Source organism: Micromonospora sp. NRRL B-16802 (assembly GCF_001279555.1).
Lineage (GTDB): Bacteria > Actinomycetota > Actinomycetes > Mycobacteriales > Micromonosporaceae > Micromonospora > Micromonospora profundi.
In genome coordinates, this window is sequence record NZ_LGEB01000074.1 from 23,043 (window position 1) to 34,839 (window position 11,797).

Here is an 11,797-nt window from a genome sequence, read left to right on the forward strand (position 1 = left end):
AACGTCAGGGATCCTGCTGTCTCAGCTGTTGGTGAGGCAGCACTTTCCCTGATGTTGCGCAGATCTGGCGGTTACGTGGGGGTTGGCGCGGTGATCGCCCACCGTTCGTGGTCCCGCCACGCGCCGTCGATGAACAGGTAGTCCGGGGAGAAGCCCTCCAGCCGGAAGCCCAACTTGCGGGCCACCCGCCGGGACGGCTCGTTGCCCGGCTGGATGTTCGCCTCCAACCGGTGCAGGCCGCCAGCGCTGAACGCGTGGTCGATGACCAGGGCGACGCCCGCCGAGGCGTGTCCGGTGCCGCTGTACGGCTGGAACGCCGCGTACCCCAGGTAGCCGCCGCGCAGCGCGCCCAGCACGATGCCGCTGATGGTGACGTAGCCGGCGATGTCACCGCTGGCCCGGTCGCAGATGAGGTAACCGGAGCTGTCGCGGCGGCGGACCTTGCGCAGATATCCGGCGTACTCCTCGGGGCTGCTCGGCGCGAGCAGCCACGGGTGGTGCAGGTCCCGACTGCGCCGCGCGGCCGCCACGAACTCGTCGACGTCGGTGGGGCGGGGCCGTCGGATCGCCGCGGGACCGCCGGTACGCAGGTATCTCACGGCGGACCACTCTGAACGACCGGCGCGGCCGTTGTCCAACCGCGTGCTCGTGCTCGTGCTCGAACCACGATCAAGTGGTTTCCCTGGGCTGCGTGACCACGAGATCCTGGATCGAGTGTTCGGCCGCCGCTCGGGTGGCGCTACCGGGGCGTCAGGACGCGGAACTCCGTGCCGTCGGGATCGGCGAGCGCCACCCGGCCGGCCACGTCATGGGCGGTGTGGAAGCGCGTCGCGCCGAGGGAGAGCAGACGGTCGACCTCCGCCTGGTGATCACCGTCGGCGACGAGCTCGTACCGCACCCGGTCCCGGCCACCGTTCGGCGCGGGCGGTGGCCCACCCCAGGTGATCTTCGCGCCGCCACGCGGCGACTGGATCGCGGTCTCCTCGTCCTGGTCCCAGACCAGCGGCCAGCCGAGCGCCTCGCTCCAGAAGTATCCGACGGCCTGCGACCCGTCACACGCCAGCGCCCCGACGAACCCGCAGCCCGCGAGGAAGTTGTTGCCCGCCTCGATGACACAGAACTCGTTGCCCTCGGGGTCGGCGAGCACCACATGACCCTCCTCCGGGAGCTGGCCGACGTCGATGTGGCGTGCGCCGAGTTCCAGCGCTCGTGCCACAGTCTGCTGCTGCTCCTCGGCGGACCCGCTCGTCAGGTCGAAGTGCATCCGGTTCTGCACGACCTTCGGATCGGCGGTCGCCGCGAAGCGGAGCCGGAACCCGACGTCGTCATCCGGCAGGACAACTGCCCCGTCGTGTGGATCGTCGACCATCTTCCGACCCAGGAGGTCGGCCCAGAACCGCGCGACACGCAGGGGTTGACTCGCGTCGAAGCAGACGGCAAACAGTTGGCTGGTCATCGCTCTGTTCGTCTCCGATCCGCGGACCGGGCGACTCCACCAGCCGGCCCGGTCTGCCCTTGGAGGCCGAAGCCTAGGGCGGAGGCGCGCCGCGCGCAGCCGAATATTCGCTGCGGAACGGTGATCAGGCAGGCAGGAGCGCGGCGATGTCACCCAGAACCCGGGCCGCCGGTGCCGGGTCGACAAGCCACTTCAGGTGGCTGCTGGTGAGCGTACGGACGTCGTAGGGGTTCTCCGGCGTCAGCGCGTCGCCCTCGCGGATCATCCGGTCCTGCATGGCGAGCGGCACGGAGGTGTCCTCGGTCAACCGCACGTACGTCCTGGGGATCCGCCCCCAACTGTCGGGCTGCGCCCGGTCATCGGGTGTGCCGACGTCGAGGTTCTCGTCGGGCTGGAAGGTGTTGAGGAAGACCATGAACTCCTCGTCCGTCCCGTCGGCGAGGAAAGCTGCCTTCAGGGCCGCGAGGACGTCAGGGTCGGCGGTACGGAAGTTGGAGCGCAACAGCCCGAGCTCGGCAGGGTTCCCGACCATGGCCGACGCCAGCCCTGTGGTGTCGACAGTGGCCATCTCGGGCTCGGCGTAGTAGGCGCCGACGTGGAGGTCGACGGGGCACCAGGCGGAGACATAGACGATGCGGTCGATCAGGTCGGGCCGCTGGTTGGCTGCGACCGTGGCCGTCATGCCGCCGCGGCTGTGTGAGACGAGGATGACGGGCCCGTTCCGCTTGGCCCGCTCCAGTGTCCCGATGAGGTGCGCGGCGTTGTCGGCGAGCGTGACGGACCTGATGGCACCGGGCGCGCTGGCGAGCCCTCCGAGATCCTGCGGCGCCTGATAGGCCCGCGGGTACGTCGCGGCGAACCCGTGCCCCGGAAGATCGACGGCTACCGAACGGTGCCCGAGCAGGCCGAGTTCGGCCTGGAGTGGTGCGAACGAGAACGAGTTCGCGAAAGCTCCGTGCACCAGTACGAACGTCGGTGGCATCTGTCCACACTCACTTTCTGGTCCTCTGCGGCGTCGGCGGCGCACCATCCGATGATCCACACTACTCAGCCAAAGATCATCGAAAGACGTAGGTGTTGTCGGACCTGCCCGCTAGCGTCACCGCAACCGTCAACGGGGAGGGCGCAATGGGCCAAGGTGAGTACGCGACGTTCGTCGACAGAGACCTGCGAGGTGCACGGTTCCACAGGTCGACGCTGGCCGGGGCGGTGATGCGCGGCGTCGACGTCAACGGGCTCGACATCGACGCACCGTGGCTGGCCGATGGCACACTGCTGGTCAACGGTGTGGACGTCGTGCCGCTCGTCGAAGCGGAGCTGAATCGGCGGTTCCCGGGGCGCGAGTTGAGGCAGGCGACGCAACCCGATGCCCTGCGCACGGCGTGGGCGGCGACCGAGCGGGCCTGGGCGGCAGCGACCGAGCGGGCCACGGCGATGCCCGAGGGCGCCGTCCACGTCTCGGTCGACGGCGAATGGTCGTTCGCGCAGACGCTGCGGCATCTCGCCTTCGCCGCCGACGCATGGCTGGGCAAGACGATCCTTCGCCGGCCACAGCCGTTCCACCCGTTCGGCCAGCCCCACACCGAGTACGCCACCGACGGCTTCGACATGTCGGTGTTCGCCACCGAGCAGCCGAGCTTCACGGAGGTGCTCCGGTTGCGCGCCGAGCGGCAGACAATGGTGCGCGGCTTCCTGGCCACCGTCACACCGGAGCTGCTCGCCGAGCCTCGGCCCACCCCGTGGTCACCCGACCACGAGGAGCCGGTCGTGCACTGCCTTCATGTGATCTTCGACGAGGAGTGGCAGCACCTCCGCTTCGCACTGCGTGACCTTGATACGCAGAGCCGCGAACCGAGCGCCGCCCACCCGTGATCGACAGGTGACGGCAACCATCGACTGATCGGCAGCCGCATTCGAGAACACCGCCGACGTCACCGCCGCCCTACCGCCGCCCCGTGGTGCGCCGACGCCGCTGCGGTGACGCCATCTGAGTGACACCTCCTCGCTGACCTCGGCGCTCTGTCACGTGCCGGCCCCGGCCGGTGTCTCATGCCGAGACCACCGACGAGGAGGAGCAATGACCGGCGACACAAGGATTCCCCCGGCCGAGATCACGGGCCTCTACGGCGCCGTACTGAAGAGGTTCAGCAGGAAGATGCTCGGCCGGGTGCCCGACGGGCTCGGTGTGCTGTGGCACCACCGGCAGGTGCTCAAGTTCAACTTCGGCCTCGGTCGACGGGCCGGTAAGTGGAACGAGTGCGACAAGGACCTGAAGTCGTACGCCCACATGGCCGTGGCGTCGTTGATCGGCTGCTCGTTCTGCCTGGACCTGGGCTACTTCCAGGCGCACAACGAGGGCCTGGACGTGACAAAGGCCCGCGAGGTGCCGCGCTGGCGCGAGTCGGACGTCTTCACGCCGTTGGAGCGCGACGTCCTGGAGTACGCCGAGGCGATGTCGCAGACGCCGCCCACCGTCACCGACGAGTTGTCCGCCCGGCTGGTCACGCAGCTCGGGGCACCGGCGGTGGTGGAGCTGACCGCCTGGGTGGCGTTGACCAACCAGTTCGCGCGGGTCAACGTCGCCCTCGGCATCGAGGCCGAGGGGCTCGCGGCGTCGTGCGGCCTGGCACCCCTGGCGCAACCGAGTGGCGCAGCCGCACACGCGTAACCGGCGCTCCGGTCACAGGGGGCCGGGGCGCGGCTGCTCCATCGGCATCGGGACCTGGAGGTAGGTGGTGCCGCGCAGGTCCAGCCAGGCCCGGTCGGGCCCGCGGACCAGTCGCAGCATCACCTCCTCGCAGGACGGGCAGCGGGCGACCATGCCCGGCGCGTTGGCGAAGACACGCAGGCTGGCCATCGAGCCGGTCGTCCCGCAGTTCTCACAGCGGCCCGTCGCGGTGCTCAGGTCGACGGCGAACAGCTCACGCAGCGGGCCGTCGAGCATGTTGCCGTCCAGGTACGACATCTCGGTCATCGGGTCTCCTCGACGAAGCGGGCGATGCGGGGCGGGGCGAGCGGGGCAGTGCGATGTGGTGCCGTCAGCCGGTCGGGCCGAAACGTTCGGTCTTGACCCGCCGCGACGGGTGGCCGAGCCCCACCAGCAGGTCGGCAACGGTTTCCACGAACCCGGTCGGGCCGCAGACGTAGGTGAGCGGTTCCAGATCCGGCGGCCAGCCATGTGTGTTCACGTCGGCCAAACCGATGCGGTGTGGTTCGCCGCGCCACCCCTCGGGCGCCTCACGGGTGTAGACGTACGCGACGTCCAGCCCGAAGTCGTCGCGGGCCCGGCGGCGCAACTCGTCGCCGTAGATCAGATCGGCGGGGGTGCGCACCGAGTAGAGCAGCCGGAACGGCACCTTACTGCCCGCCACCCGGCGGGCGCGGATCATCGCCATCAGCGGCACGACGCCCGAGCCGCCGCCGAGCAGCTGCACCGGCGCTGTCTGCTCCGGCCGCCAGATGAACCAGCCACCGAGCGGTCCGCGCACCTCCACCGGGTCGCCCACACCAAAAACATCGATGAGGTACGGCGACACCTCGCCGTCGGGGACCCGCTGCACTGTCACCTCGATGCGCGGCCCGCCGGGGCCGTCCACCACAGGCCCGGCGATCGAGTACGACCGGGCGGCCTGGTAGCCGTCCGGCGCTGTCAACCGCAGGTCGACGTGCTGCCCGGGCAGGTGCCCCGGCCAGTCCGGCACCTCCAGCACGAGGGTCTGCGCGGACCGCGTCTCCACCCGGCGCTCCACCAGCCGGCCCACCTGCCACCGGTTCGGCGCCGGGCGTTCGGTGCCCTCCGCGACAGCGCGCTCAGTCACCCTGGTACCGCTGTTCGCGCCACGGGTCGCCGTAGTCGTGGTAGCCGGCGGTCTCCCAGAAGCCGGGCTGGTCCATCGTCTTGAGCCGGATGCCGCGCACCCACTTGGCGGACTTCCAGAAGTACAGGTGTGGCACCAGCAGCCGCGCCGGCCCACCGTGCTCCGGTGCCAGCGGCTTGCCGTCGAAGGTGTGCGCCACCCAGGCCCGGCCGCCGCGCAGGTCGTCCAGTGGCACGTTTGTGGTGTACCCGCCGTACGAGTGCGCCAGCGCGTAGTGCGCGCCGGTGTCCACACCGTCGAGCAAGGTGTCCAGTGAGACGCCCTGCCACGTGGTGCCGAGCTTCGACCAGCGGGTGACGCAGTGGATGTCCACCGTCGGCGTCTCCTGCGGTAGTGCCATCAACTCCTGCCATGACCACCGGCGTTCGGTGCCGTTCTCGACGGAGATGACGAACTCCCAGGTGTCCAGCGACACGCGAGGTGTCGGGCCAGCGGAGAGCACCGGAAAGTCCTCGGTCAGGTACTGCCCAGGGGGCAGGGTCGGCTCCTGTGATCGGGGCCGACCCTGAAAGCCCGGTGAGACGATTCCCATTGCTCAGTCGTACCATTCGCGCCGGCCGGGGCGGGACCTTTCCCGCGTACCCCCTCGTCGTGCCGGCGTGCCGGCGTCAGTGCCGCTCGGAGACGACCTCGCGGCGGTCGGGTTGCTGCCCCCTGGTGGCGCGCAGGCTGGTCAGGGTGACCACCACGAGCACGCCGATGATCACGCCGAGCGAGGCCGGGGTGGGGATCTCCGGCACGCTGTCCCAGATGCCGTGCGCCCAGTGCAGACCCAGCTTGAGGCCGATGAACGCCAGGATGATGGCTAGGCCGTAGCTGAGGTGGACAAGCCGGCTCAACGCGGCGTGCAGGACGAAGTAGAGCGCCCGCAGGCCCAGCAGGGCGAAGGCGTTCGTGGCGAAGACCAGGTACGGGTCCTCGGTGATGCCGTAGACCGCAGGCACCGAGTCGACGGCGAAGACGATGTCGGTGGCCAGCACCGCAACCACCACCAGGGCGAACGGGGTCAGTGCCCGCTTCGCGCCCTGCCGGACGGTCATCTTGGTGCCGTGGTACTCATCGACCACCGGCATGATCTTGCGCAGCAGCCTCACCGACCGCATCTTGTTGATGTCGACTTCCTGCTGGTGCCCGGAGAGGGCGTCACGCAGCAGCTTCGCCGCCGTGGCGAGGAGGATGAGCGCGAAGATCAGGAACGCGAAGTCGAGGGTCTGTAGCGCCGCCGCGCCCAGGGCGATGAAGACACCTCGCAGCACCAGCGCGCCGGCGATGCCGTAGAGCAGCACCCGCTGGGCGAGCACGGACGGCACCGCGAACGCGGCCAGCAGCAGCATGAAGACGAAGAGGTTGTCGACCGAGAGGGACTTCTCGACCAGGTAACCGGTCAGGTATTCCACGCCCTGCTGGGAGCCGTAGCGGGCCCACACCCAGCCGCCGAACGCCAGCGGCAGCGCGATGTAGAACGCCGACCAGCCGACCGCTTCCCGCATGGACACCTCGTGCGGGCGGCGCGTCACCAGGAAGTCCAGGACGAGCAGCACCAGCACGCCGACGATCGTCACCGCCCAGAGGGTGGGCGTGCCCACCGACGTCAGCGAGCTTGCGGCGGACAGGGGCGACAATTCGGTCATCGGTTCTCCTCGAACACCAAGTCATGTTCGAGGTCTCCTTCACCCATCGGAGATGGGCAACCACCCGAGGCACGCCGGGCGCGCCGTACTGACCGGTATGGTTCGTGGGAAGTACTCCCCTCGCACGACCAGGTTAGGCCAGCCTGAATCGCCACGCCAAGCGGGACACCGATGGTTGCCCTGGCCAACCGCTGTACGTGCCGACTCTCACGCACGGCGCAACGTCGCGCCGGGAGCCATCGCCTGTTCCACCAGGTCGCGGTAGTCGCGCGGAAGCTGAGTGGCCACGTCGTCGAACTCCCCGCCGGTGATCGCCTCGCGCAGCGTGGTGAAGACCGCCCGGACGGCGTCACGGGCGGCAAGCTCGTCCACGCCGGCGCGCAACGCCACCCGCGCCACGAACTCGGCGGCACCGAACCGGTCGGCCTGCTCGGTGCTGGGGCTCGGCTTCAACACCAGTTGCAGTGGCTTCGGCAACTGCGCGGCCAGGTCCAGCACCTCGCCACCGGTCAACCGCTCGGCGAACGTCTCCAGCACCGCACGGGTTCGCTCCACCGCCTGCTCGGACGACGTCGCCGTGCGCTGGGAAACCTGGTCGACAAAGGTGTCGTAGTTCATGCGTACCCCCTCGGGCTTGTCGACGGCGCCTGCGGGTACCCGCGGTGGCGCGACGGAAACGGCGCCGGATTTCCTGCGCCGGCCCGGCGTGAGCAGGCGGCGGGCGGGTAACCGCCGCCGGTCCTGACCACATCGATGCCCCGAGGAGCCGCTGTCATGGCGAGCTACGCCGACGTCCTGCAGTACCTGTCGAGCCTGGACTACCCGGCCGAGAAGGACGACGTGGTCCGCGAGGCCGAACGGGAAGGTGCCCCGCCGGACGTGTTGAAGGCGCTGCGCGCACTGCCGCCGGCCGTGGACTACGCCAACGGCAACGAGGTCGCCCGGTCCGCCGGCATCGACGCCGCGCCCGAGGTGGGCCCGGCGCAGCGTGCCGAGCAGGCCCGGGACAAGAAGCACAACCGGGTGTCGCAACACCTCCGCGGCATCTGACCCGGCGGTGACAGATTCGGCCGGGCCGCCCGGATGACCGGCAGGCGTCCGCTGTCCCGCGGCCCGGACGGACACACCCCCGCCTCGGCGCAGCTCGTCGTCGTGGCAGTGGTCGGGATCGTCGCCGGCGGCGCCTTCGCCATCACGGTGTCACCGCCGCTCGCCCCACTGGCCGGCTGGGACGCCGCCGCGCTCACCTGGCTGGTGTACGTGTGGCGCACGATCTGGCCACTGGACGCCACCCGGACCGCCCGGCTGGCCGTCTACGAGGACCCCAACCGGGCCATCCGTGACGTGCTCCTGCTGGTGGCGTGCATCGCCAGCCTGCTCGCCGTGGGACTTGTCGTCGCCAGCGCGCACGCGGCACCACCCGGACGGGTCCGCGACCTGTACGGCGGGTTGGGCGCGCTCAGCGTGCTGCTCTCCTGGCTGGTCGTGCACACCGTGTTCGCCGCCCGGTACGCCCGGATCTACTACACAGGTCCGGACGGCGGGGTGAACTTCAACCAGCCCGAACCGCCGCGCTACACCGACTTCGCCTACGTCGCCTTCACCATCGGGACGACGTTCCAGGTCTCCGACACCAACCTCACCAGCAACGAGATGCGGCGGACCGTGCTGCGACATTCGCTGCTGTCGTACCTGTTCGGCGCGTTCATCATCGCCGTCACGGTGAACCTACTGGCCGGCCTGGCCCACTGAAGGGCGCGCGTGTTTGGTGTGCTCTGTTGCGGCCGTCGGCGCTGGGGGTGTGGGGCGCTCTACCGATCGCGTTGACGCGGGTCAGGAGCGCCGGGACAGGCGGGCGCCCCGAGGCCACGAACCGCGACCAGGGGCGCCACGCAAACCTGCCCAGGCGATGAACCGCGCCCGAACCGGATCGCGGCCACCCAGCGGTGGATGCCCGCTCGAACCGAGCGGCCAGCACTGCCGGGTCCAACCATACGACACGACATCCTCCGTACGGTCAGATTTTGCCAAACTGTGGGCCAGTGCACTTCAGAGGTGGTCGACCTCATCGCGTTGTCCGCTGTCTGCATGACGTCGCCGGTCGCGCGCCGCGCGTGGCCCGCAGTCACGTGTCGGACGGGTCATCCGTGCAGGCCACCGGTGCGGTCACGGGCCTTGAGGCGGGTGGTGGGCAGGGCCGGCGCTGGCAACGGCGGCGCCGCGTCGTCGGCGACCACACCGAAACGCTCGCCCCCGGCCATCCAGTCCTCCCGGGCGGCGACGACCTCCTCGTGCGAGCGACCGACGAAGTTCCACCACATCACCAGCGGTTCCTCGAACGGCGCGCCGCCCAGCAGCAGCAACCGGGCCCCCGTCCCGCCGCGCACTGTCACCTCCGAACGACCCGTACCCAGGTAGAGCAGCGCCCCCGGCTCGAACCCGACCCCGGCGGCCTCCGCGGACCCGGACATCGCCAGCACGGCGTACTCGAAATCGGGCCGCAACGGCAGCGTCGCCGGCGCCTCACCACTCAGCTCCAACTGCACGCCCACCAGCGGGGTGTGCACCACCGCCGGGGACCGCTGCCCGGCGAAGTCGCCGACAAGCAGGGTGAAGCTCACGTCGCCGTCGTGCCAGCGCGGCAGGTCGGCGTGGTGCTCGAAGGCCGCCGAACCCGCCCGAGCCGGGTCCGGCAGCGCCACCCACAGTTGCACGCCGTGCATCACCGGCGGATGCGCGGCCGGCGACCGCTCCGAATGGGAGATGCCGTGCCCGGACGTCATCACGTTCAACTGACCGGGCCGGATCGGCTGGACGTTGCCGAGGCTGTCCCGGTGGATGATCTCGCCGTCGAGCAGCCAGGTCACCGTCTGCAGGCCGGTGTGCGGGTGCGGCGGCACCTCCATGCCGGGACGCTCCGCCACGTCGTCCGGGCCGAAATGGTCCACGAAACACCAGGCGCCCACCATCCGGCGCGGACGCTGCGGCAACAGCCGACGGACCGTCGTGTAACGCCCCAACGGCACGTCGTGGCCGGGCAGCAGCACACTGCCCGGATCCGCGTCGGCAACGCCAGGTGGTCGGGTCTGCGCCAGCATCGATTCGGTACGCTCCACCGCCCGACTGTACGCTCGCGCCCCGACACTTCCCCGGCATCTCCGCGCACCAGCGGATCACTGGACGGCGGTCACCGTGACCACGCCCGCGCCCGCCACCAGGTCGAGGAAGAGCCGATCCGTCGACCGGTCCCACCCCGGCGTACTCAACAACGAGCCCGCAGCCACCCCGGCCCAACGCTCGCCAGGCACCGCTACCGACCCGGCGCCCGCCACCACCCGAACCCGCACCGGCGGTGACCCCGGCACCCGGACGTCGAGCTGACTGGTCCCGCCCGCCAACCGCACAGTCGTCGTACCTCCACGCACCGGCGGAAGGATCACCTCGCTACGGGCCGAACCACCCACGAGCTCCACACCCAACAGCCGCGCCCGGGCCAGGTCGAGCACCTGCTCGCGTACGCCACCGACGAGCTGGAGACGCCAGGCGACCCGCTCGTTGAGCACCACCCGCGCCGCCCGCTCCCCGGTCTCGCCGCTGGCCACCACGCCCAGCCGGACGGACTCGCCTCGCACCGTCGGCCGCACTGTCACGCTCGACCCGGCGGGGCTGCTCATTCGGTACAGGTCGTCGCCCAGGTCGGCCACCCGCAGGTCGAACGAGGCAAGCCCGTCCGCGAGCACGAACGTAGCCTGCTCACGCCCCTCCAGCGGCGCCGTCACCGTATGCTCGGCAACCGCCGCCGCGCCCTCGCCGCCCGGCCTGGCGCCGTCTGGCCTGCTGCTGTCTTGCCCGCCTTGTGGCCTGTTGCTGTCGGGTGCGCTGGAGTAGGTCATGCCGAGGCGGTTCGGAGCGGCGATGATCACGACTACGGCTGCGGCACCCAGGACCAGCACGACGACGGCGGCAGCCAGCAACAGGCGAGCGCCAACGGACCATCTCGGGCGTCGCTGAGCGTCGGCCGGTGGCTCAGTCCCACGCGGCGGCTCGGCTCCACGTGGCGGCGCTGGCTCGTGTGATCGCTCGGCCCTGCGCGGTGGTTCCGGTTCGCGCGACGGCTCCGGCCCCGCCTGATGATGTTCTTCGTTCCCCACTGCGGTCATATCTGCGTCCCTCCGCCGGTCCCCGCCAGTGGGTACGTACCCGTAGGCGAAACGGATCACTCCGCGCTGACCACGCCACTCCCCTCCGTCGCCGACCGACCACCGCATCCCGGGCAATTCGGTTGGCCAACAGTCACCTGGCCGGGTGCCCGCGATAGGTGGGCTCGGGGCGCCTGCTCTCCGGGCGGGCATTCGGCTGCCGGTGCCCCAACCTCTGCCCGACCTGCGTATGCCCGGCTTCCCGCGCGAGACGCCCGGACATGCCGATGGCCAGCACCCGTTCGCGGCGCCGGCCAGAAGTCGTTGTCAAGCCAATGGCTTGCACCCCTGCGTTGAGGGATGGCAGCCAGCAGTCGTGGCTGTAACGCCGATGGCCGGCACCCCGTGTTGGGGGTGCCGGCCATCAGTCAGTGCGTCATGCGGGTGGGTCAGCTGTTCCAGTACTGGGCGACCAGGTCGGCGGCCTGCTGCTCCCACTGGGCGTAGGCGTCCGGGTACGCCGAGACCTGCACGGTCTGGGCGGCCACGGTCAGCGGCATGTCCTGCCAGCCGTCAACCTGCTTCAAACCCTTGAGGAACGCGGTGGTGGAGTAGTCGGGGTCGGTGATCTGCTCCGGCGTACCCCAACCCGAGCTCGGACGCTGCTGGAACAAGCCCTGCGAGTCGTGGTCG

14 protein-coding genes and 1 pseudogene are annotated in these 11,797 nt (G+C 70.3%); 4 read left to right on the forward strand and 11 right to left on the reverse strand.

Annotation, left to right across the window (positions count from 1 at the left end):
- Positions 1-71: 71 nt before the first annotated feature.
- The 3 genes from ADK66_RS20685 to ADK66_RS20695 all read right to left on the reverse strand — a co-directional run bounded on the left by ADK66_RS20685 (position 72) and on the right by ADK66_RS20695 (position 2,438).
- Positions 72-599, reverse strand: coding sequence for a GNAT family N-acetyltransferase (locus ADK66_RS20685; protein WP_053657853.1), 528 nt, complete (start codon positions 597-599; stop codon positions 72-74).
- 140 nt (positions 600-739) lie between these two features.
- Positions 740-1,456, reverse strand: coding sequence for a VOC family protein (locus tag ADK66_RS20690; protein WP_053657824.1), 717 nt, complete (start codon positions 1,454-1,456; stop codon positions 740-742).
- A gap of 124 nt (positions 1,457-1,580) precedes the next feature.
- Positions 1,581-2,438, reverse strand: a complete 858-nt coding sequence (locus ADK66_RS20695; RefSeq protein ID WP_053657826.1) for an alpha/beta hydrolase — start codon at positions 2,436-2,438, stop codon at positions 1,581-1,583.
- A gap of 146 nt (positions 2,439-2,584) precedes the next feature.
- On the opposite strand from ADK66_RS20695, the gene ADK66_RS20700 reads away from it, so the two are divergent.
- Complete coding sequence (locus ADK66_RS20700; RefSeq protein ID WP_053657828.1) at positions 2,585-3,328, forward strand: DinB family protein; 744 nt, start codon at positions 2,585-2,587, stop codon at positions 3,326-3,328.
- Between the two features lie 205 nt (positions 3,329-3,533).
- The gene (locus tag ADK66_RS20705) at positions 3,534-4,124 is read left to right on the forward strand and encodes a carboxymuconolactone decarboxylase family protein (protein ID WP_053657829.1); all 591 of its coding nucleotides are present in this window, start codon (positions 3,534-3,536) and stop codon (positions 4,122-4,124) included.
- A gap of 12 nt (positions 4,125-4,136) precedes the next feature.
- Here ADK66_RS20705 and ADK66_RS20710 read toward each other — a convergent pair whose 3' ends face one another.
- The 5 genes from ADK66_RS20710 to ADK66_RS20730 form a co-directional block, all read right to left on the reverse strand.
- Positions 4,137-4,430 (reverse strand): DUF6510 family protein, encoded by a 294-nt coding sequence (locus ADK66_RS20710; protein ID WP_053657831.1) that lies wholly within the window; start codon positions 4,428-4,430, stop codon positions 4,137-4,139.
- A gap of 64 nt (positions 4,431-4,494) precedes the next feature.
- Positions 4,495-5,274 (reverse strand): ferredoxin reductase, encoded by a 780-nt coding sequence (locus ADK66_RS20715; protein ID WP_053657834.1) that lies wholly within the window; start codon positions 5,272-5,274, stop codon positions 4,495-4,497.
- A complete protein-coding gene (locus tag ADK66_RS20720) occupies positions 5,267-5,866 on the reverse strand; it encodes a sulfite oxidase-like oxidoreductase (protein WP_053657836.1) in 600 nt (199 codons plus the stop codon). Before ADK66_RS20720 ends, ADK66_RS20715 begins: the two co-directional genes overlap by 8 nt.
- A gap of 76 nt (positions 5,867-5,942) precedes the next feature.
- Entirely contained in the window at positions 5,943-6,965 is a 1,023-nt protein-coding gene (locus tag ADK66_RS20725; protein WP_053657838.1) for a TerC/Alx family metal homeostasis membrane protein, read from the reverse strand.
- Positions 6,966-7,172: 207 nt separating this feature from the next.
- Entirely contained in the window at positions 7,173-7,583 is a 411-nt protein-coding gene (locus ADK66_RS20730; RefSeq protein ID WP_053657841.1) for a DUF2267 domain-containing protein, read from the reverse strand.
- A 156-nt stretch (positions 7,584-7,739) separates the two neighbouring features.
- Here ADK66_RS20730 and ADK66_RS20735 point away from each other — a divergent pair, with 156 nt between their 5' ends.
- Positions 7,740-8,015 (forward strand): DUF2795 domain-containing protein, encoded by a 276-nt coding sequence (locus ADK66_RS20735; protein ID WP_053657843.1) that lies wholly within the window; start codon positions 7,740-7,742, stop codon positions 8,013-8,015.
- A 33-nt stretch (positions 8,016-8,048) separates the two neighbouring features.
- Positions 8,049-8,717 (forward strand): DUF1345 domain-containing protein, encoded by a 669-nt coding sequence (locus ADK66_RS20740; RefSeq protein ID WP_082377579.1) that lies wholly within the window; start codon positions 8,049-8,051, stop codon positions 8,715-8,717.
- A gap of 389 nt (positions 8,718-9,106) precedes the next feature.
- On the opposite strand, the gene ADK66_RS20745 is transcribed toward ADK66_RS20740, so the two are convergent.
- The 3 genes and pseudogenes from ADK66_RS20745 to ADK66_RS20755 all read right to left on the reverse strand — a co-directional run.
- The gene (locus ADK66_RS20745) at positions 9,107-10,081 is read right to left on the reverse strand and encodes a pirin family protein (RefSeq protein ID WP_053657845.1); all 975 of its coding nucleotides are present in this window, start codon (positions 10,079-10,081) and stop codon (positions 9,107-9,109) included.
- 57 nt (positions 10,082-10,138) lie between these two features.
- Positions 10,139-10,744: a cell wall-active antibiotics response protein gene (locus ADK66_RS20750; protein WP_231640112.1), complete on the reverse strand. Its 606-nt coding sequence runs from the start codon at positions 10,742-10,744 to the stop codon at positions 10,139-10,141.
- An 809-nt stretch (positions 10,745-11,553) separates the two neighbouring features.
- A pseudogene (locus ADK66_RS20755) lies at positions 11,554-11,797 on the reverse strand (hypothetical protein); the annotation flags it as partial.

Coding starts and splice junctions, on each gene's coding strand:
- ADK66_RS20690 (WP_053657824.1), bottom strand. CDS start 1,456: ATGACCAGCCAACTGTTTGCCGTCTGCTTCGACGCGAGTCAACCCCTG.
- ADK66_RS20695 (WP_053657826.1), bottom strand. CDS start 2,438: ATGCCACCGACGTTCGTACTGGTGCACGGAGCTTTCGCGAACTCGTTC.
- ADK66_RS20700 (WP_053657828.1), top strand. CDS start 2,585: ATGGGCCAAGGTGAGTACGCGACGTTCGTCGACAGAGACCTGCGAGGT.
- ADK66_RS20705 (WP_053657829.1), top strand. CDS start 3,534: ATGACCGGCGACACAAGGATTCCCCCGGCCGAGATCACGGGCCTCTAC.
- ADK66_RS20710 (WP_053657831.1), bottom strand. CDS start 4,430: ATGACCGAGATGTCGTACCTGGACGGCAACATGCTCGACGGCCCGCTG.
- ADK66_RS20720 (WP_053657836.1), bottom strand. CDS start 5,866: ATGGGAATCGTCTCACCGGGCTTTCAGGGTCGGCCCCGATCACAGGAG.
- ADK66_RS20725 (WP_053657838.1), bottom strand. CDS start 6,965: ATGACCGAATTGTCGCCCCTGTCCGCCGCAAGCTCGCTGACGTCGGTG.
- ADK66_RS20730 (WP_053657841.1), bottom strand. CDS start 7,583: ATGAACTACGACACCTTTGTCGACCAGGTTTCCCAGCGCACGGCGACG.
- ADK66_RS20735 (WP_053657843.1), top strand. CDS start 7,740: ATGGCGAGCTACGCCGACGTCCTGCAGTACCTGTCGAGCCTGGACTAC.
- ADK66_RS20740 (WP_082377579.1), top strand. CDS start 8,049: ATGACCGGCAGGCGTCCGCTGTCCCGCGGCCCGGACGGACACACCCCC.